Origin of the sequence: Burkholderia sp. Ap-955, from assembly GCF_011753045.1 — a bacterium.
Lineage (GTDB): Bacteria > Pseudomonadota > Gammaproteobacteria > Burkholderiales > Burkholderiaceae > Burkholderia > Burkholderia lata_D.
In genome coordinates, this window is the sequence record NZ_VWWH01000067.1 from 12130 (window position 1) to 31830 (window position 19701).

The window sequence follows — 19701 nt, forward strand, 5'->3', positions numbered from 1 at the left end:
TTACGACGCTTTATTTATTCTTTTTTTCATGTCCGCCACCTCCCCGCTGCGCATCGCGCTCGTCTGCAACACGGCCTGGGCGATCTACACGTATCGCCACGGGCTGATCCGTGCGCTCGTCGCACGCGGCGCCGAGGTCATCGTCATTGCGCCGCACGACCGCACGGTGCCGCTGCTCGAGCAGATGGGCTGCCGCTACGTGGCGCTCGCGGTTGCATCGAAAGGCACGAGCCCGCGCGAGGATCTCGGCACGCTCGCCGCGCTGGTGCGTCACTACCGCGCGCTGAAGCCCGATCTCGTGTTCCATTACACGATCAAGCCGAACATCTACGGCTCGGTCGCCGCGTGGCTCGCGCGCGTGCCGTCGATCGCGGTGACGACCGGGCTCGGCTACGTCTTCATCCAGAAGAGCCGCGCGGCAAGCGTCGCGAAGCGCCTGTACCGGTTCGCGTTCCGCTTCCCGCGTGAAGTGTGGTTCCTGAACCGCGACGATCTCGCGACCTTCACCGACGAGCAGTTGCTCACGCATCCCGATCGCGCGCGGCTGCTGCACGGCGAAGGCGTCGATCTCGAACAGTTCGCGCCCGTGCCGTTGCCCGCCGGCGACGCCCCCGTCTTCATCCTGATCGGCCGGCTGCTGTGGGACAAGGGCGTGCGCGAATACGTGGAGGCCGCGCGCATCGTGCGCGCGCGCTTCCCGAATGCGCGCTTCCAGCTGCTCGGACCGCTCGGCGTCGACAATCCAAGCGCGATCGGCCGCGCGGATGTCGATGCGTGGGCCGGCGAAGGCGTGATCGAATATCTCGGCGAAGCGCACGACGTGCGCCCGCATATCGCGGCGGCCGACTGCGTCGTGCTGCCGTCGTACCGCGAAGGCGTGCCGCGCACGCTGATGGAAGCATCGGCGATGGGCCGCCCGATCGTCGCGACCGACGTGCCGGGTTGCCGCGACGTCGTCGCCGACGGCGAAACGGGCTTCCTGTGCCGCGTGCGCGACAGCGCGAGCCTCGCGGAGCAGTTGCTCCGCATGATCGAACTCGGAACGGCCGGCCGCGACGCGATGGGCGCGCGCGGCCGGCAGAAGGTCACGGCGGAATTCGACGAACAGCAGGTCGTCGAACGCTACCGGCGTACTATCCATTCGTTAACCGGTATCACCCTCTGAAGGAGCGCATCAGCAATGACCGCGAAAGGCACCATCCTCGTCACCGGCGGAGCGGGCTATATCGGCTCGCACACGACCGTTGAACTGCTCGGCAACGGCTACGACGTCGTGATCGTCGACAATCTCGTCAACAGCAAGGCCGAATCCGTGCGCCGCATCGAGCGGATAACGGGCAAGACGCCCGCGTTCCACCAGGTCGACGTGTGCGACGAAGCCGCGCTCGCGAAGGTGTTCGACGCACACCCGATCACCGGCACGATCCATTTCGCCGCGCTCAAAGCCGTCGGCGAATCGGTGGAGAAGCCGCTCGAGTACTACCAGAACAACATCGGTGGCCTGCTTGCCGTGCTCAAGGTCATGCGCGAGCGCAATGTCAAGCAGTTCGTGTTCAGCTCGTCCGCAACCGTATACGGCGTGCCCGAGCGCTCGCCGATCGACGAATCGTTCCCGCTGTCCGCGACGAACCCGTATGGCCAGTCGAAGCTGATCGCCGAGCAGATCCTGCGCGATCTCGAAACCTCGGACCCGATGTGGCGGATCGCGACGCTGCGCTACTTCAACCCGGTCGGCGCGCACGCGAGCGGGCTGATCGGCGAGGACCCGGCCGGCATCCCGAACAACCTGATGCCGTATGTCGCGCAGGTCGCGGTCGGCAAGCTGGAAAAGCTGCGCGTGTTCGGCTCCGACTACCCGACGCCGGACGGCACCGGCGTGCGCGACTACATCCATGTCGTCGATCTCGCGAAGGGGCACATCGCCGCGCTCGACGCGCTCGCGAAGCGCGACGCGAGCTTCGTCGTGAACCTCGGCACGGGCCAGGGCTACAGCGTGCTGGAAGTCGTGCGCGCGTTCGAGAAGGCGTCGGGCCGCCCGGTGCCGTACGAGCTCGTCGCCCGCCGCCCGGGCGACATCGCCGAGTGCTACGCGAACCCGCAGGCCGCGGCCGACATCATCGGCTGGCGTGCCGCGCTCGGCATCGAAGAAATGTGTGCCGACCACTGGCGATGGCAGGAGGGGAACCCGCGCGGTTTTGTATAATCCGCTGTCCATTTTTCGAGCGATCCCATGCTCAGCTTCGCGTCCGGCTTCATCGTTTCCCTGCTCGTCACGCTGTTCATCGTGCGCTATGCGCACCTTCACGAGAAATTCTCGATCGACAGCGATCTGGCCGGTGTGCAGAAATTCCACGTGCGGCCCGTGCCGCGGGTCGGGGGCATCGGGATCCTCGCGGGCGTCGTCATTGCCGCGCTGATCCTGTCCCGGCGCTATCCGACGATCGCCGGCAGCATTCTCGGGATCGTTGCCTGCGGAATGCCGGCGTTCCTGTCAGGCCTCGTCGAGGACCTGACGAAGCGCGTGTCGCCGCGCGCACGGCTGCTCTGCACGATGGGCGCGGCCGCGCTGGCGTTCTGGCTGCTGGGCATCGCGGTCAAGCGCATCAGCGTGCCGCCGCTCGATTTCCTGCTCGGCTACGTGGTCATCTCGGCGTTCATCACCGTGCTCGCGGTCGCGGCGCTCGCGAACGCGATCAACATCATCGACGGCTTCAACGGGCTCGCGTCGATGGTCAGCTTCATGATGTTCGCGTCGCTCGCGTATGTCGCGTTCCACGTCAACGACCCGGTCGTGATGTCCGCGTCGATCATCATGATGGGCGCCGTGCTCGGGTTTTTCCTGTGGAATTTCCCGGCCGGACTGATCTTCCTCGGCGACGGCGGCGCGTACTTCATCGGCTTCATGCTCGCGGAGCTCGCGATCATGCTCGTGATGCGCAACCGCGAGGTGTCCGCGTGGTATCCGGTGCTGCTGTTCATGTACCCGATCTTCGAGACCTGCTTTTCGATCTACCGGAAGAAATTCATCCGCGGGATGTCGCCCGGGATTCCGGACGGCGTGCACCTGCACATGCTCGTGTACAAGCGGCTGATGCGCTGGGCCGTCGGCACGAAGCACGCGCACGACCTGACGCGCCGCAATTCACTGACGTCGCCGTACCTGTGGCTGCTGTGCCTCGTCGCGGTGATACCTGCGACGCTGTTCTGGCGGCATACGGTGCACCTGTTCGTGTTCGTCGTGCTGTTTGCGCTGACCTATGTGTGGCTGTACATCAGCATCGTGCGGTTCCGCGCGCCGAGGTGGATGGTGGTGCGCAAACACCGGCCCAGTCGCTGAGCCGTTCTCGGCCCGGCATGAAAAAAGCGCCCTGCGGGGCGCTTTTCTTTTTGGCCGGCCGGCTGGCCGCTGCGGGGCGACCACACGGACCTCCGCGTTCAGCGGTTCGACGCGACCCGTACGCTCTTCAGCGCCGGAACGGCAGCCGTCTGATACTCGGGCACCCAGCGCCGCAGGTCGCGCCGCACTTCGTCATCGGGCAGGACACGATGCTGCATCAGCCACGGCAGCAGCTCGTCGAGGAAATTGTCCGGCACTTCCCGCGCCCGCGCGATTCGCAGCTTCGGATGCGGGGTACGCGTCGTTGCCTCGTCATCGGCGAGCAGTTCCTCATAGAGCTTCTCGCCGGGCCGCAGCCCGGTGAATTCGATCCGGATCTGCTCTTCCGAGAAACCGTACAGGCGGATCAGGTCGCACGCCAGATCGACGATCTTCACCGGCTCGCCCATGTCGAGAATGAAGATCTCGCCGCCATGCCCCATGCTCGACGCCTGCAGCACCAGCTGCGACGCTTCCGGAATCGTCATGAAGAAACGCGTGATCTCCGGGTGCGTGACCGTGACCGGGCCGCCCTTCGCGATCTGCTGCTGGAACTTCGGGATCACGCTGCCCGCGCTGCCGAGCACGTTACCGAAGCGCACCGTCTCGAACTGCGTGCGCCCGCTCGTCTGCTGCAGCGCCTGACAGGCCATTTCGGCGAGGCGCTTGCTCGCGCCCATCACGTTGGTCGGATTGACGGCCTTGTCGGTCGAGATCAGCACGAAGTGACGCACATCGTGGCGAATCGCCGCGCGGGCCACGCGATAGGTGCCGAGCACATTGTTGCGCAAGGCCTGCCACGCGTTGTGCTCCTCCATCAGCGGCACGTGCTTGTAGGCAGCTGCGTGGAACACGATGTGCGGCGCATGACGCGACATCACCTGGTCGAGCAGCAGCGAATCCTTCGCATCGCCGATGATCGGCACGACAGGCAGGTCGGGAAAGCGCTCGCGCAGTTCCTCGGTCAGCCGGTACATCGCATACTCGGACAGGTCGAACGCAACGAGTTGCGCCGGCGCGAAGCGCAGGATCTGCCGGCACAGCTCGGAGCCGATCGACCCGCCCGCGCCCGTCACCATCACGACGCGGCCGCGCAGCAGCGCCTCGACGTGCGGCGTGTCGATCGTCACCGCGTCGCGGCCGAGCAGATCCTCGAGATCGATGTTCCGCACCTGCGACAGGAAGCCCTGCCCCGGCATCAGCGCGGTCAGCGACGGCAGCACCATCGCCTTCACGCCGGCCCGCACGCACAGCGTCGCGACTCGGCGCTGTGTTTCGACCGACGCTGACGGAATCGCGATGATCGCGTAATCGACCTTCATTGCATCGGTCCAGTGCTTGAGGTCGTTGAACGAGCCCAGCACCTTGTAGCCGTAGATTTCGCGGCCCTGCTTCGTGACGTCGTCGTCGAGCAGGCCGACGAGGCGCCATTCGCCCGAGCGCGACAGTTCGCGGGCGAGGCTCGCGCCTGCCGTACCGGCGCCGAGCACCAGCACCGGCTTGCCCTTGCCGACGAGCCCGCCGTACAGGTAGTACTCCTTCGTCGCGCGATACAGCGCGCGTGCGCCGCCCATCGCCAGAAACAGCATCAGGGGCGACACGAGCAGCACCGAGCGCGGAATGATCGGCACCGGCTGGAACATCACGGCGCCAATCATCACGATCACGCCACCGCCACCCACTGCCTTCGCGATACGCATCAGGTCTGGCAGGCTCGCGAACACCCACAGCCCGCGATACAGGCCGAACACGTGGAACATCAGCGCGTACACGGGCAGCACCCACGTCAGCGCCATCAGCGCGCCGCTCAGGAAATCGGTCGGGACGCTACCGTTGAATCGGACGAGATAGGCGAACAACCACGCTGCAAGCACCGCCAGCAGGTCGAACAGGAAAGCACTCAATGACAGCCAAGATGCTTTGGATCGCAACATCGGCGGGAGACCTCAAGATTTGTTTTCGGTGGCCATGCCGACACGGCGCCAGCGCGCGTCGATCACGCAACCGATGCACGCAAGAACGCCATACCAGGCGACAAACAGCCCCCACTGCTGCAGTGTGGGACGGCCCAACGCCCACAGGGCTACAATTATGCCCGCGAGCATCACGAGGTACCAGTAGATGGCAGTGCGCCGATGACCGGTGCCGGAGCGAACCATGCGCTGATAATAATGCTCCCGGTGCGCCTGCCAGAACTTTTCGCCGCGTAACAAACGTCTCGCAAGTGTTACAGATGCATCCGCAATAAAGGGCGAGAACACCATCGCCGGAAACCAGATCGGCCAGACCCCGCCTCGCCACCCCCAGTAACCGAGCGCGCCCGCCATGAACCCAAGCGGAATCGAGCCCGCGTCGCCGAGAAACAGCTTCGCTGGATGGAAATTCAGCAGCAGGAAGCCGAACGCGGCGCCTGCGATCGCCGCGCCGCCCGCCACGAGATCCGGCTCCGGCTGCGCGCCCGCCAGGGCGGCGGCCGCATACGCGCCGAAGCCGAATAGCGCCATGCCACCGGCAAGGCCGTCCGCGCCGTCCATGAAATTGTACAGATTGGTCAGCCAAACCATTCCGAAACCGATGCCGACGAGAAGCCACCACGGCGCGGCGGCCGGATAGACGACGATCAGCGCGACGACCGCGGCAAGGTGTGCCGCGAACCGGACCCGCGCGGGCAGCCCGCGCCGATCGTCGAGTTGCGACAGCGCGGCGAGGCCCGCAGCGGCCACGGCGACCAGCCACATCGACGGCGCGAGCCACAGCATTGCGATCACGGACACCGGCACAATGCCCCAGCCGCCCACACGCGGCGTCGGCAGTGTATGCAGCGAACGGTCGTTCGGAATATCGGTCGCGAGGCGCCAGGCCAGCCCCGTCGCGAGCAGCGTCCGCAGGATAAGGGTCGAGGCGAAGGCAGCGGCTATTGCGACGCCGGCCACCGTGAGCCACGTGGTAATCGCGGGATGCATATTGTCTATTTCTGTTTGTCGCGCGAACGATACCACGCGGCGGTCGCCTCGAGGCCCTGTCTCGTCGTATAAGGTGGTCGCCAGTCGAGCATGCGCTTCATGCGGCCGGTGTCGAGCTGCAGGCTGCCCGTCAGGCGGTCGACGGCGGCGCTGCGGCCGGTCAGCCTGCCGAGCGTGCGTAGCATCGCGGCCGGTACAGGGAACAGCCGTGCCGGCCTGCCGAGCGCGTCGCCGACCAGCCTCAGCAACCCGGCCACCGACGGCGCGTCGTCGTCGGCGACATGAAAGCACTCGCCCGCTGCCCTTGGATCGGTTGCGCACCGCAGCAGCGCGTCAGCGAGGTTGTCGATATAGACGAGGCTGCGGCGTGCCTCGATCGCGCCGAGCGGGAGCGGCAATCCTCGCGCGACGGCGTCCATCATTCGCAGGAAGTTGGCCCGCACGCCGGGGCCGTAGACGAGCGGCGGACGGACGGTGACTACATCGATGCCCGCCTGCCGCCCGAATTGCGCGAGTGCCTGCTCCGCATGCAGTTTCGAACGGCCGTATGGATCCTGCGGTGCGGGTACGATGTCCTCCGCGAGCGGCACGCCGCGATCGCCCTCGGCGATTGCCTTGATGCTGCTGGCAAATACGAAGCGGCGTGCGCCGTGCGCATGCGCCGCTTCGGCAACGCGCAGCGTCCCTGCGACGTTGGTCGCCTCGAACGCGGCATCCGGATCTGGCGATTCGTCGTGCATCACATGGACACGCGCGGCCAGGTGGATCACGCAATCGGCCTCCAGATCATCCGGCCACGCGTGCGCGAGCCCGGCGAAATCCGGCGCGTCATGCACCCACTCGCGAACGCCGTCGACGCATCCGCCGGGACGGCGTACCAGCGCCGTGACCGTATGTCCTGCCGCGAGCGCCAGCCGGCAGACCGCACGGCCGACGAAGCCGTTTGCCCCCGTCACGACGATGCGAGTCACCACAGCCTCCAGCCAAAGCGGTTATAGAACTTGAACGCCGACGCCGCGAACATGCGGATGTGCGCGGAACCCTTGCGGGATGCGCCGCCGCCGTGATGAATCACGCGCGCCAGCGGCAGGTAGACCGTTCGTGCGCACTCACCGGTCCGCAAGCTGAGGTCGTAGTCCTCGAAGTAGAGGAAATAGCGTGGATCGAAGCCCTGCAGACGCACGAGCACATCGGTGCGGAACAGCATGAAACAGCCGCTGACGATAGGCGGATCCCACACGACGTCGGTTTCATTGATACGGTCGCGCATCTCGTAACTTGCCAGCCGTCGCTCGAACGGCGGGCGCAAGGCCGCAGGCAGGAATCCCCTGACCAGAAGATCCACCAGCGCCGGATAGCGGCGGCACAGATACTGGATCCGTCCCGATTCGTCACCGATGCGCGGCGACAGCAAACCTGCTTCAGGATGCGCGTCGAGAAAGTCGAGCGCGTGCACGAGCGCATCCGGCTCGAGGTCGATATCGGGATTCAGGATCAGATGATAGCGGCTGCGTGCCGCTTCCATCGCAAGGTTGTGCCCGCGTCCGTAGCCAACGTTGCCGTGACCGGACAGCACGCTACAGGAGATGCCGGCCTGCTCGAATGCGGCAAGATCGGCTGCGAAATCCGGCAAGCCGCCGTTGTCGACAAGGCAAACGCTGATGGCACCGCCGCCGCGCACGGCCCGGAGACGCGCGCACGCCGCACGAAGGCTGGAGAACGTACGAGCGAGGAGTGCCTCGTCCGGATGGTACGTCACGATGGAAATCGACAGTATTTCGTCGACGGGGTGCGGTGAGCGAGTGGATGCTTGCGGATGAGAAGTCACGTGCTGACTATTGTTTACATTTTGCGCGTAAGGCGCGTTACTAGTGTGCGCAGGCAGGCCAGCCCGCGCAACCGAGATTGCCATTTGTAGCAATTATGACGTGGCGGCGCGCGCCACAGGCGCCATGACCGGAAAAAGGGGCACAAGGCAGGGGCTCATCTGCACGGAGCGGGCAGCCCTCGCGTGCGCTGCCCCCGCCCCCGCGGGCGGGTGCGCGCGCCGAAACGCCAAATGCTTCTGTATATAATGCGTGACCTCGATACGCATCCGGCCAGCTGCACCCTATGTTTGATATTTCGGTGATTCTCAACGCCCACAATGAGGGCGGCATCATCAACCGGACGTTGCGGTCCCTGACTGAAGCGGCAGACTTCGCAAGAGCCCGCGGTATCACCCTGGAAATTGTCGTCGTCCTTGATAACCCGAACGAAGCGACCCGCTCCGTCATCGCGTCGGCAGATTTCTCCAGTTTTGATGGGGTCCAGACGATCGAGGTCTCGAACCGGTCGCTGGGCCTGAGCCGAAACTCCGGTTGCGCAATTGCACGAGGCGAATATTTCGCCACGGCCGACGCCGACGATCTCGTGTCGTTCAATTTCTTCGTCGAAGCGCTAGCGGCTGCGAAGCAGTACGGCAACGATGCCCTGCTGTTCCCGCAGTACCTGATCGCATTCGGTTCGATGTACTTCATTACCGAGTACGGCGAAGCGGATCTGATGCCGTTCCTGCTTGCGGACATCCATCCGTACGTGTCGCGCGTGTTCTTCCATCGCTCGACATTCGATCGTCTCAAGTACGTTCACTGCGACACGCAACGCGGCCACGCATTCGAAGACTGGCACTTCAATTCGTGTGCGATTGCGCTCGGGATGAAGGCGCACTACATCCCCGATACGGTTCTGTACTATCGTCAGCGCCAGCAAAGCATCATGGCAACCGCGCGCAACCAGAGCGTCGAGCTCGAAACGCCGGACACCAACCTGTTCGCCCCGGATGTCTACCTGCGCGTATTCGCCGACGATTATCGCGCGTATCGCGCCGGCGAACGTACGCTGCCGCCGTGGTACGACGTCAAGCAGAAGTTCCTCGGCAGCCGGATGCTGTCGGATATGACCGAAGCCGCCAACCGGATCGATCCTGCCGTCGATACGTTGTCGCTGCGGCACGGCAGCCAGACGAGCGCGATGTGGTCGACGCCCGAGCCCTCCGCGGTCTACTACGAAATGTGCGAAGCCATTCGCGACGCCGGACCGATTACGGACGTGTTCCTGATTCCGTTCCTGCCCGCCGGCGGCGCGGAGCGCTACGTTCTCGACGTAATGAACGGCCTGCTGGCAAGCGGTGCATCGAAACGCATCCTCGTGCTGTCCGGCGAACCAATGGACAAGCATGCGTGGCTGTCGCGGCTGCCAGACGCTGCGATCTTCATCGACGTCGCGGTGCTCGGCAAGGATCTCGACGATCGTCAACGCGATCGCATCACCGCACGCCTGATTCGCTCAGCGGCGCCCGACGCCCGGCTGCACATTCGTGCGTGCGTGTTTTCGCATCGCATGCTGAGCCGCCATTTCGCGCAATTCAGCGGACGTGATGTCACGTACTATCGTTTCTGCGACACGCGCGTCTACGAAGACGACGTCTCGATCATTTCGGGCGGCGCGGTCGAGTTTCTGACGAACAACATCCAGCACATCACACGGATCGTCACCGACAACGAACAGACGGTCGTCGACGACAAGTTCATCTTCGGCGCCAGCGCGTCCCGCTGGATCAATCTCCCCGCGCTGCTGCACGGCGTCAAGGAGCCGACGATTCATGCGACACCGCGACGACGCCTGCTGTGGGCGTCGCGGCTGGACGGCCAGAAGCGGCCGCAGCTGGCCGTCGCGCTGTCGAAGTACTTCGCACAGAGCGGCAACGGCATCACGCTCGACCTGTATGGCGGCATCACGCCAGGCTTCGAAATCGACTTGACCGGCGCAAACTACAAAGGGCCGTTCTCGGCGTTCGCGGATCTTCCGCTGCACGAGTACGACGCGCTCGTCTATACGTCGTGGTTCGACGGATTGCCGAACGTGATTCTCGAAGCCATGGGCTCGGGACTCCCGGTCATCGCACCGAACATCGGCGGCATCGGCGAAGCCGTGCTCGACGGTCAAACCGGCATGCTCATCGAGGCATCCAACGACATCGACGAAGCCGTCGACGCGTATCGGGAGGCCGTCGAGCGCCTGTACGCACAACCCGATCTGCTCGGAGCGCTGTCGAAGCGCGCTTCCGACTACGTTCACGACAAGCACGGCGACGCACAGTACGTCGCGAACATTCAGCGGATATTCGGTATGAATGCCTCCCATCAAGAATCCCATCCGCCTGCCCAGGTGCCCGCCGATCAAGCCGCTTCGTCCGCGGAAAACCAGGAAGAACTGCGTCGATTGAGACGGGAACTCGCAGACGCGCGCGCAAAGCTGCTCGTTCATGCGCGCGAAGCCGATCTCCTCAGGAACGAGTCCGTCGAACTGCGGCAGTACGCGAACCAGTGGGTCGCGTTTCAGCGCGCACGGATATTCATCATCTATCGCGCGTATCTGCGCCTTCACCGGATTCCGGTACTGGGTCCGCTGCTGCGGGCGATCATGCGGCCGTTTACAGGAAGGTGATCGCCGGTCCGTGCCGCCGCCATACCGCGCAAGCCGGTCGGGCAACCCGCATAATGAGGTTGCCCGCCGTGTATCGCTACCTTTAGACTGCTCCCCATTCAGACCGGAGTAAATGATGGAGCGAATCGCTATTTACGGGTGCGGCGGGTTCGGGCGCGAGATCCTGCCGCTGGCACGGCAACATCAAGCCCGGACCGGTACCGGTTCGGCATCCGGAATCGTCTTCGTCTCCGACACGCCGTCGGAAATCGGCACCGTCCAAAATGGCGTCGAAGTCATTTCCTTCGATGCCCTCATCACGCCGGCGCATCGCGACCGCGCGGTCGTCGTGTCGCTCGGCTCGTCCGCGGCCCGCCGCACGCTAGTCCAGCGCTGCGAAAGCGAAGGCCTCGCGTTCGGATCACTGACTGCCGGTTCGCATGTGTCGCTCGACAACGTCGAGGTTGGCGAGGGTGCGGTGTTCTGCGATTTCTCGATGTGCACATCGGATATCAAGATCGGCCGCCATTTCCAGTGCAACATCTACAGCTATGTCGCTCACGACTGCGTAGTCGGCGATTTTGTGACGTTCGCTCCGCGCGTCGCCTGCAACGGCCGGATCGTGATCGAAGACGATGCCTACATCGGTACGGGCGCGGTGCTGAAGCAAGGCACGCCCGACAAACCCCTGACGATCGGCAAGGGTGCGGTGATCGGTATGGGGGCCGTCGTGACCAAGGACGTACCACCGGGCATGACCGTTGTCGGCAACCCGGCTGCGCCGATGGTGAAACGGCCGGCGTGAACCGCGCAGGCGCACGCCGTGGTGTGCGCGTCGCGCGCCGCCGCGGTCAGTCAGGCTGCTCCTGTCCGTGCGCGACCATCACACCTGGCTGCACGTACCCGAGCAGGCCCGCATAGGTTTCGGCACTCGTCCACACGATGCGGTCGAAGTACGAATTGAATTCCCGCAGGAAATTGAGCACGGGAGGCGGTGCGTCCGCCGCGACGAACATCTCGCATCGTCGCCCCTGCCGCCACGCTTCCTTCAGTTGAGCAATCGACGGCATCGATCTCGCGTCGCTCGAAAACCGCTCGACCGGCCCGGTTCGATCGCGCCCGCCACAGAGCCATCTGGCGGCAAACTGCCGGCGAACGATATTGGTCTTCCTGAACTGGCCGACGCTGTCCGACGACGTGACGGATCGCGTATGGATCCGATGCCGATAGAGCGGCTCATGCAGGTAGTGGAAGCTGCCGAATTCCGCGATCTTCAGCGCCAGTTCCCAATCCTGGATGCCGGAATACGCGTCGATCGAACCACCTGACTGCAGATATGCATCGCGTCGAATGACCTTCAGGTGCGACGCGACCATGCCGTCGAGCAGATCGTCCTTGATGCCCTCGTCGTTCCTGAACTCAATAGCCGGATATCCGCCGTAGTCGGCCCGCCGGATTTCGTTGCCACTTTCGTCGATGTCGAACCGGTCCGTGAACAGGTAATCGCATGGCTGCCCCTGCGTCACGACTTGCGCGACACGAGACAGCGCGCCGAGCGCCAATGCATCGTCACAATCGACGAAGGCAACGTATTCTCCGACCGCCTGCGCGACCGCCTCGTTCTGCGTGCGCGAAATGCCCTTGTTCTCGCTGTTGAGGACAATCCGCACGTTCGGGTGAGTTCCCTGCAACGCGCGCAACAGCGCCGTCGTACGCGCATCGGGAGAACAATCGTCGACGCAAATGATCTCGAATGCGACGTCCTGCTGCTCGATAACGGACAGCAGGCAACCATCGATATAGTCGAAATGGTTGTATGCGGGGATCACGACGCTGATGAGCGGCGCCGCCGACACCGGCATCTTCGCGATGGCCGCCTGCAAGCGCGCGAGCTTCTGCGCGTGCAGATCGACGGGAACGGCCGGCGTCGCGGCAGCGCCCGATCCGGCTGCACGCGGGAGGCCGCGCAACTGCGCGATTTCCTCTGCGTACGCAGGGTGCTTCCGATAGAAATTCTCGAACCAGTCGACCGCAGACTCGAAAAACGCCGGTTCGCGCGCGGACACCATCGCGTCGATCTTGGCAGCCGCGTGCAGCCAGCTCTTGCCCATCTTCACATAGGACCGGCGCATGCTTTGCGCGTGCTGCCGGTAGATCGCGTTGTGCGCGTTGATATAGGCCATCCGTGCGCCGCGCGCACTCAGGCCGCACCAGAACAGCCAGTCTTCCTTGGCGCGCGCGGATGTATCGAACGGCGTGTCCAGCAGCACGGCGCGGCGGAACAGTGCGCAATGAATCGGAATCGCGAAGCCGCGCTCCCATTTGTACAGAAAATCGGACAGCACGAGCGCCGAATGTGCGATCGCCTCGTCATGCTTCGAAAAGACCGAGCGGGAATCGTCACACAACAGGAAGTTGGACACCGATACGTCGAGCGCATTCGCCACCTGGAAATGCGCAACCTGCAAGTCGAGCTTCGGCGGAACGATGAGGTCGTCCGCGTCCAGCAATTGCACGAATTCGCCGTTCGCAGCGGCAATACCCGTGTTGCGCGCGCCCGAAAGCCCCGCGTTCTGCTGCGAAATCACCCGTACTGCGGGCGACAGCGCTTCCGCCGCACGTAAGTGGATATCGGTCCGGGATGCCGTGCTGCCGTCGTCGACGACGATGATTTCCAACGGCCCGCGGTATGCGTCGAGCACCGACGAGATCGACTCATTCAGATACTGCGCCTGATTGAAACAGGGGATTACCACCGATACGAGCGGCAACGACAAATCACGCGAGTCGTCCGTGCCCGATTCTTTCCGGTCAGATCCCATAACCTTCCAACTCCTTGACATGCTCGACGAACCGCTGCCACGTATGCCGCTCGTCGATCAGCTCGACGAGCGCGCGTGCGCGTGCTTCGACTTCCTGCGAATTCGAAATGACTGATTCCATCGCCGCGCGATAATCGGCGACATCCGGCTTCTCCGACAGCAGATATCCGGTCGAATCCGATATCAGCTCGCCCACGCCGCCGACCGACGGCGCGATGATCGGTACGCCCAATGTGCCGATTTCCAGCAGGATATTCGGCATACCTTCCCATTTCGATGTGAAGATGAAGCCGGTGTACGCGCGGTCGCGCACCAACTCGTCCGGGGACGTGAACGGCCCCATCAGATGCAGGTTCGCGAGATCGGGAAGCTGCTCACTGACGTTGACGACAGCCTGGCCGTAGACGTAGAAATCGATGTGCGGGCACGCCTGCACGAGCGCCAGCAACAGGTCGATGCGCTTCTCCTTGTCGAGCCGCCCGGCCCACAGAAACGCAGGGCGCTGCCCCGCCAGGTCCTGCCCGCGGCTCGCGATGCGCGCGAGCGCCCGGGCCTTCCACCCGGCGGTCGCCAAGCGGCTGGGGTTGTACACGGCGCGCAGCTTGTCGCCCTGCTGCCCGAGGCCGTACTCGGCGCGTGCATCGGTCACGAAGCGCTGGTTGTCGGACAGCAGCGCAGTCAGCGCCGGCAGCCCCGGTTGCAGGAAATAGGCCGCGTAGCCGATCTTGCTCTTTCCGTCCTCGGCGAACTGGAACGCGAAAATGCTGGCGAACAGGCGCGTGACTTCCTTGAGCTGAGGCCCTTGCGCGATGACCGCGTTCCACGCGACCTCGCTGTTGATGTTGTGGAATACGGCGGGCCGGATCGCCAGCAGCATGTCGTACAGCAGCGCCTGCTTCAGCGCGTACGAATCGTCGCGCGTGAAATCGCGCAGGACGACCACATGCACACCGTCGATCCGCGCAACGCGCTCGTCGACCAGATCGCGATCGGCAACGACGAGCAGGACCTGACGGTCCGGATGGATCTCGCGGAGCGCTTTCGAGAAATTGAGCGCGACATTCTCCGCGCCCCCCGTTCCAAGGAACGGCACGGCAATGACATGGCTGACATTTCTCACGCCATGCTGCGCGAGGTCGAGCATCAAGTGTTGCAGGCGCGACTCACGCGCGTGGTCGAGCAACACCTCACGCGTGACGGCAGACCGCAGCGCCTGACGAATCGACTTGCCGTGGCGCAACGACGTGATAACCGGCGAAATGGCCTTGCGGACGCGCCACTTCGCCTCCTGGCTCAACGGCAGGCGATGGTAGACGCGTTGTGCAAAGTACAGAAGATGCTGGTATCGCGGCATGGTTAGATATCTTGAATCATTCGCTGGTGCATGGGCTATCGGCTCAGGCGCCGGTACAGATTATCCGCCTTGCCCCAGATGGTGCCCCTGACACGATCGAGTTCCGTCTGCGCGTCAGCCAGGCTGGCGGTGAGCCGCCCTTCCCGGTCGGCCGCGGCACGCAGCTCCGCTTTCGCGTGCTCGAGTTCCGCGGCGACACGTTCGTGCTCGGTACGCACCTGATCCAGTTCGGCAAGCGCACGGTCGCGCTCGCCTCGAATCAGCAGTTGAAACGTCGCGGCGCCTGCGGCCGCCTGCGCGTCCGCCGCCGGCGCCGGCGCCGAACCATCGTACGCACCCTTCGGCTTCGACAGGCGCTCGCGAACGGCGGCAAAAGCCTGCGGCGACCACCCGGACGCGAGTCTCGTGACGAACGCTGTCAGTTCGCCATTGAAGAACAGATGCGGCGGAATCCTGAACGTGTCCTCGTGACGGTCGTACACGCGCAGCATCTCGATCAGCTCCAGGAACCGCCGCCAGTCGCCGTCAATCTCGAAGAAGCGCCCGACGAACGACTCCATGCTCTTGCGGAGCAGGTCGAAGCGCTCGATCCGCTCGAGGTACGGGTGCACGACGCCGCCGGAGATATCCGCATACTCCCACATCAGCGCATCGCGATTGCGATGCGTCACGTTGCCGCCGTGCGCACGGTAGAGGAGGAGCGCGTCCTTCATCACATGAAACCGGGCGCCGCCGGCGAGCGAACGAAGCCAGAAATCCCAGTCTGGCGAGTAGGTCAGGTCCTCCCGGAAAAAGCCGATCCGGTCGTGCGTGGATTTCCTGACCAGCACGGTCGAATGGCACAGGTGGTTCTCCCACACCCAGCTATCGGGCGCATTCAGGTCGAGATCCTGATTGAACCACGGCGCATAAAAGCATTTGTCGGGGTCGACCGGCTGGCTCGACGCATCGATCTCCGCCATGAAGCTGCCGCAGATATCGACACCCGGATGGGCGTCCATGAACGCAACCTGCGCGGCAAGCTTCTCGGGCACGAACACGTCGTCGGAATCCAGGCTCGCGATGAATTCGCCGGACGCGAGACGCAGCGCCGTGTTGTACGCCGCGCACGCGCCCTGGTTGCGCTCCTGGCGCATCGCGCGAATCCGCGGGTCATCGAACTGCTGGATGACCTCCCAGGAATCGTCTGTCGAACAGTCGTCGACAATGATCAGTTCCCACGACGCGTACGTCTGGGACAGCACCGACCGGATCGTCTCCCCGATGAATCTGCCGTAGTTGTAAGACGTCGTGAGAACGCTGACACGCGGCCGCGAATCTCCGGTCGAATAATTACTGTTTGCCATTGCAGATGTATTGAATGATGTCGACGATGCGATTCGCCCCGTCTTCCCCGAGTTCACCGTACAGCGGCAACGCCAGCACTTCGCGCGACACGCGCGTCGCAATCGGCAATCTCCCAGGATCGGCGCTCGGTAGCGCGCGATAACAATTGTGCTCACTGCAAAGCGGGTAGAAATAGCGCCGCGAAAACACGTTGAACTGCTTCAGCATGTCGTACAACCGATCGCGCGACACGCCGCATGCCTGCGGGTTCACGCGCACGATGAAATACTGCATGCTATGGCCGACGTTCGGAGGCAGCCGGAAGCACGTGATGCCGGGAATCTCGTCCAGGCGGCTCAGGTAAACTTGGGCAACGCGCTGCCGCGCGGCATGCTCGGCATCGTAATGGGTGAGATTGACGAGACCCAGTGCCGCCTGTACTTCGTTCATCTTGCCGTTGGTGCCCGGCATGATGACTTCGGTCTCGTTCAAGATGCCGAAATTCTTTAGCAGATCGACGCGCCGCTTCATCGCCTCGTCAGCCATTGCCAGCCCGCCGCCTTCGGCCGAGTGGAACAGCTTCGTCGCGTGGAAGCTGTACATCGTCGCGTCGCCGAACTCGGCGACCGGCTTGCCGTCGATTTCCGTGCCGAACGCGTGCGCGCCGTCGTAGAGCACCTTGACGCCGTACTGCTCGCGAATGCGCTCGAACGCGTTCACGTCGCACGGCATCCCGTATACATGCACGCCGAGCACACCCGTCGTGCGCGGCGTGATCAGCGCTTCGGCCACCGCCGGGTCGATGGTCAGCGTTTCCTCATCGATGTCGCAGAAGACCGGCGTCACGTTGTTCCAGTGCAGCACATGCGGCGTCGCGGGAAACGTAAACGGCGTCGTGATGACTTCTCCGGCGAGCCGCAGCGCCTGGCAAGCGACGAGCAGTGCGCTCGTCCCGTTGTTGAACAGCGAGAAGTGCCGGGCACCGAGCCGCTTCGCGAGCGCTGCCTCCAGTGCGGCGTGCTTCGCACCGCCGTTCGTCAGCCACGCGCTGTCCCAGATGTCTTCCAGCTGCGACGTGAACTCGCCGAGCGGCGGCAACATCGGTTTCGTCACATAGATCGGATTGGCGAAACCATCCGGCTTTTGTCTCATAGGGCACTCCTGATTGATTCCTCGTGCGGATCCGCACGCCGGCCCCGGCGCCGGATCCGCTGCCGGCCAACGCTGCGTCAGGCTACCGTCTTCGACAACAGCCGCGTCTGGACCTTGTTGTCGAAATGCACGGCGCCATAAAGCGGCAGATAGGTGCCGCGCGAGACGTTGAATTGCACGGCGATCGGCACATGATCGCACGTGTCGACCTGGCCGATGCTCAGGTCGGTCGGCACCGACGTGGCGGCGCTGATGCTGTAATCGCCGCCGCGCAGCGATACCTTGAACGTCCAGTCGACCACGTGGACTTCGCCCGCATGCACGTCGTACAAATGCGCGTGCTCGAGGCCGGTGTCCGAGTACGCGATATCGAACCCGTTCTTGTCGCGCAGGTGATAGCCGAATGCCAGCAGCGGCAAGTCTTCCTCGACGCTCACGACCATTCTCAGCGTCACGGTGTCGCCGTAAGTAACCTGGCGCGTCGCGCGCCCCTGCTCGTTCAGCAGTTGCACGTTGACGAAGCTCGCGCGGCCGTTGCGGATCCGCTGAAACGCCGCCTGCTTCTGGAACTCGTCCGCGCCGTCGTTGAGGTCGGCGTCGAGCTCGGCGATCTGCGTCGACGGCGCCTCGTCGTCGGCAATCACGTGCTGCTTCTTGCGGACATAGGACGAGTAATACGATTCGATCACATGGTCCGTCGATCCGACGGCAAGCATGTTGCCGTGATCGAGCAGGATCGCGCGGTTGCACAGTGCCTTCACCGAACCCGGGTCGTGGCTGACGAACAGCAGCGTCGTGCCGCGATCCATCAACTTCTTCATCACGGCCATGCACTTCGCCTGGAACAGCGCGTCGCCGACCGACAGCGCCTCGTCGACGATCAGGATGTCCGGATTGACGTGGATCGCGACCGAAAATGCGAGGCGCACGTACATGCCCGACGAGTACGTCTTCAGCGGCTGGTTGACGAAATCGCCGATCTCGGAGAAATCGACGATGGCCGGATACTTCTCTTCCAGCTCCTCCTCGCTCATCCCGAGAATCTGGCCGTACAGCATCACGTTTTCGCGACCGGTGAACTCGGGATTGAAGCCCGACCCGAGCTCGAGCAGCGCGGCAACCTTACCGTTCGTTTCGACGTTGCCGGTGCTCGGCGCGAGCGTCCCCGAGATCACCTGGAGCAGCGTGGACTTGCCGGAGCCGTTGTGGCCGACAATCCCCACCGTCTCACCCCGCGCGATATCGAACGAGACATCGCGCAACGCCCAGAATTCCCGGTAATACTGCTTGCGGGAGCCGAACAGCATCTGCATCAGGCGTGCGCGCGGGTTATCGTAAATATGAAAGACCTTGCTCAGATCCTTCACGCTGACTGCAAGATCAGAGGACATCTGCGAATCCTTTCCGCGTGCGATTAAACCATTGGTAGCCCAGTACCGCGACGCCGACACTGACGATCACCATCACCAACACACCGGTCCAGCTCGGCACGCCTCCAAAGATCACGACGTTGCGGCTTTGCTCGATGACGAACGCGAGCGGATTCATTCTGACGATACGCTGGTAACTGGCCGGCAACGAGCTCACCGGATAAAACACCGGCGTCAGGAACATCAGCACCGTCGTCACGAGCCCGATCGACTGGCCGATATCCTGGATGAACACGCCCAGCGACGCCAGGAACCAGCAGACACCGAGGGTGAACAGGATGAACGGCAATACGATCAGCGGGAAATAGAGGATCGTGAGATGCACCTGGAAACCCAGCACAAGCATCGCGAGCACCAGCACGCAGAAGCTGATCGCGGCATGGAACAGCGCGACAAGCAATGCGACGACAGGCAGCACCTCGAGCGGGAACACGACCTTCTTCACGTAGTTCGCGTTACTGATGATCAGTGATGGCGCACGGTTCACGGCTTCCGAGAACACCTGAAACATGATCATCCCGACGAATAGCACGACTGCAAATTCCGTCTTCGAATCGGATCCGGTATTCCAGCGCGCCTTGAAAATCACGCTGAACACGAACGTATAGACGGTCAGCAGCAGCAGCGGGTTGAAGAACGACCACAGCAGGCCGAGCACCGAGCCGCGATATCGGCCGACCACTTCGCGGCGCGCCATTTGGAGGATCAGGCGGCGATGCCGCCAGATAGGCAGTGATGGTTGAATGATTTCCCGCATGACAATCTCTAGCTAAACCATGCCGCACGAACGACTCGGCATGAGATGTGATGT

General features: G+C 63.6%; 16 protein-coding genes. 6 read left to right on the forward strand and 10 right to left on the reverse strand.

Translation table 11 applies throughout. The annotated features are described in order from the left end of the window. The first annotated feature begins 28 nt into the window (after positions 1–28). The 3 genes from F3J15_RS27285 to F3J15_RS27295 are packed head-to-tail and all read left to right on the forward strand — an operon-like array spanning position 29 to position 3337. Entirely contained in the window at positions 29–1165 is a 1137-nt protein-coding gene (locus F3J15_RS27285) for a glycosyltransferase family 4 protein (RefSeq protein WP_166895115.1), read from the forward strand. Positions 1166–1180: 15 nt separating this feature from the next. After that, positions 1181–2203 carry a UDP-glucose 4-epimerase GalE gene (gene galE / locus F3J15_RS27290; protein ID WP_166895117.1) on the forward strand — a complete coding sequence of 341 codons (1023 nt, stop codon included), beginning with the start codon at positions 1181–1183 and terminating at the stop codon, positions 2201–2203. Positions 2204–2230: 27 nt separating this feature from the next. Continuing rightward, positions 2231–3337, forward strand: a complete 1107-nt coding sequence (locus F3J15_RS27295; protein ID WP_089445073.1) for a glycosyltransferase — start codon at positions 2231–2233, stop codon at positions 3335–3337. Positions 3338–3435: 98 nt separating this feature from the next. Here the strand turns inward: F3J15_RS27295 and F3J15_RS27300 are convergent, their stop codons facing one another. The 4 genes from F3J15_RS27300 to F3J15_RS27315 are packed head-to-tail and all read right to left on the reverse strand — an operon-like array spanning position 3436 to position 8098. After that, complete coding sequence (locus F3J15_RS27300) at positions 3436–5310, reverse strand: nucleoside-diphosphate sugar epimerase/dehydratase (protein ID WP_089445072.1); 1875 nt, start codon at positions 5308–5310, stop codon at positions 3436–3438. 12 nt (positions 5311–5322) lie between these two features. Next, on the reverse strand, positions 5323–6339 hold the full coding sequence (locus tag F3J15_RS27305; RefSeq protein ID WP_089445071.1) for a glycosyltransferase family 4 protein: 1017 nt from the start codon (positions 6337–6339) through the stop codon (positions 5323–5325). A 5-nt stretch (positions 6340–6344) separates the two neighbouring features. After that, positions 6345–7310 carry an SDR family oxidoreductase gene (locus F3J15_RS27310; protein WP_089445070.1) on the reverse strand — a complete coding sequence of 322 codons (966 nt, stop codon included), beginning with the start codon at positions 7308–7310 and terminating at the stop codon, positions 6345–6347. Further along, positions 7307–8098 carry a glycosyltransferase family 2 protein gene (locus F3J15_RS27315; RefSeq protein ID WP_345891577.1) on the reverse strand — a complete coding sequence of 264 codons (792 nt, stop codon included), beginning with the start codon at positions 8096–8098 and terminating at the stop codon, positions 7307–7309. The genes F3J15_RS27310 and F3J15_RS27315 overlap by 4 nt, the downstream gene beginning before the upstream one ends. A 353-nt stretch (positions 8099–8451) precedes the next feature. On the opposite strand from F3J15_RS27315, the gene F3J15_RS27320 reads away from it, so the two are divergent. Together F3J15_RS27320 and F3J15_RS27325 are read left to right on the forward strand one after the other, a co-directional pair. Further along, positions 8452–10827, forward strand: a complete 2376-nt coding sequence (locus F3J15_RS27320) for a glycosyltransferase (protein WP_240159135.1) — start codon at positions 8452–8454, stop codon at positions 10825–10827. A 115-nt stretch (positions 10828–10942) separates the two neighbouring features. Continuing rightward, positions 10943–11611, forward strand: a complete 669-nt coding sequence (locus tag F3J15_RS27325; RefSeq protein ID WP_089445067.1) for a NeuD/PglB/VioB family sugar acetyltransferase — start codon at positions 10943–10945, stop codon at positions 11609–11611. A 46-nt stretch (positions 11612–11657) separates the two neighbouring features. Here F3J15_RS27325 and F3J15_RS27330 read toward each other — a convergent pair whose 3' ends face one another. Together F3J15_RS27330 and F3J15_RS27335 are read right to left on the reverse strand one after the other, a co-directional pair. Beyond that, positions 11658–13562 (reverse strand): glycosyltransferase family 2 protein, encoded by a 1905-nt coding sequence (locus tag F3J15_RS27330; protein WP_345891578.1) that lies wholly within the window; start codon positions 13560–13562, stop codon positions 11658–11660. Between the two features lie 55 nt (positions 13563–13617). Beyond that, positions 13618–14577 carry a glycosyltransferase family 4 protein gene (locus F3J15_RS27335; RefSeq protein ID WP_345891579.1) on the reverse strand — a complete coding sequence of 320 codons (960 nt, stop codon included), beginning with the start codon at positions 14575–14577 and terminating at the stop codon, positions 13618–13620. Between F3J15_RS27335 and F3J15_RS37880 the strand changes: the two genes are divergently transcribed. After that, on the forward strand, positions 14572–14988 hold the full coding sequence (locus F3J15_RS37880) for a hypothetical protein (RefSeq protein ID WP_240159137.1): 417 nt from the start codon (positions 14572–14574) through the stop codon (positions 14986–14988). The genes F3J15_RS27335 and F3J15_RS37880 overlap by 6 nt on opposite strands. Positions 14989–15017: 29 nt before the next feature. Here F3J15_RS37880 and F3J15_RS27340 read toward each other — a convergent pair whose 3' ends face one another. The 4 genes from F3J15_RS27340 to F3J15_RS27355 form a co-directional block, all read right to left on the reverse strand. After that, positions 15018–16328 (reverse strand): glycosyltransferase, encoded by a 1311-nt coding sequence (locus tag F3J15_RS27340; protein ID WP_166895128.1) that lies wholly within the window; start codon positions 16326–16328, stop codon positions 15018–15020. Beyond that, positions 16315–17460: a DegT/DnrJ/EryC1/StrS family aminotransferase gene (locus F3J15_RS27345; RefSeq protein WP_166895130.1), complete on the reverse strand. Its 1146-nt coding sequence runs from the start codon at positions 17458–17460 to the stop codon at positions 16315–16317. The genes F3J15_RS27340 and F3J15_RS27345 overlap by 14 nt, the downstream gene beginning before the upstream one ends. A 77-nt stretch (positions 17461–17537) precedes the next feature. After that, positions 17538–18851 carry an ABC transporter ATP-binding protein gene (locus F3J15_RS27350; RefSeq protein ID WP_166895132.1) on the reverse strand — a complete coding sequence of 438 codons (1314 nt, stop codon included), beginning with the start codon at positions 18849–18851 and terminating at the stop codon, positions 17538–17540. Then, the gene (locus F3J15_RS27355) at positions 18841–19647 is read right to left on the reverse strand and encodes an ABC transporter permease (RefSeq protein ID WP_166895134.1); all 807 of its coding nucleotides are present in this window, start codon (positions 19645–19647) and stop codon (positions 18841–18843) included. Before F3J15_RS27355 ends, F3J15_RS27350 begins: the two co-directional genes overlap by 11 nt. Positions 19648–19701 lie beyond the last annotated feature (54 nt).

Coding starts and splice junctions, on each gene's coding strand:
- F3J15_RS27300 (WP_089445072.1), bottom strand. CDS start 5,310: ATGTTGCGATCCAAAGCATCTTGGCTGTCATTGAGTGCTTTCCTGTTC.
- F3J15_RS27340 (WP_166895128.1), bottom strand. CDS start 16,328: ATGGCAAACAGTAATTATTCGACCGGAGATTCGCGGCCGCGTGTCAGC.
- F3J15_RS27345 (WP_166895130.1), bottom strand. CDS start 17,460: ATGAGACAAAAGCCGGATGGTTTCGCCAATCCGATCTATGTGACGAAA.
- F3J15_RS27350 (WP_166895132.1), bottom strand. CDS start 18,851: ATGTCCTCTGATCTTGCAGTCAGCGTGAAGGATCTGAGCAAGGTCTTT.
- F3J15_RS27355 (WP_166895134.1), bottom strand. CDS start 19,647: ATGCGGGAAATCATTCAACCATCACTGCCTATCTGGCGGCATCGCCGC.
- F3J15_RS27325 (WP_089445067.1), top strand. CDS start 10,943: ATGGAGCGAATCGCTATTTACGGGTGCGGCGGGTTCGGGCGCGAGATC.
- F3J15_RS27305 (WP_089445071.1), bottom strand. CDS start 6,339: ATGCATCCCGCGATTACCACGTGGCTCACGGTGGCCGGCGTCGCAATA.
- F3J15_RS27320 (WP_240159135.1), top strand. CDS start 8,452: ATGTTTGATATTTCGGTGATTCTCAACGCCCACAATGAGGGCGGCATC.
- F3J15_RS37880 (WP_240159137.1), top strand. CDS start 14,572: ATGCACACCGTCGATCCGCGCAACGCGCTCGTCGACCAGATCGCGATC.
- F3J15_RS27295 (WP_089445073.1), top strand. CDS start 2,231: ATGCTCAGCTTCGCGTCCGGCTTCATCGTTTCCCTGCTCGTCACGCTG.
- F3J15_RS27285 (WP_166895115.1), top strand. CDS start 29: ATGTCCGCCACCTCCCCGCTGCGCATCGCGCTCGTCTGCAACACGGCC.
- galE (WP_166895117.1), top strand. CDS start 1,181: ATGACCGCGAAAGGCACCATCCTCGTCACCGGCGGAGCGGGCTATATC.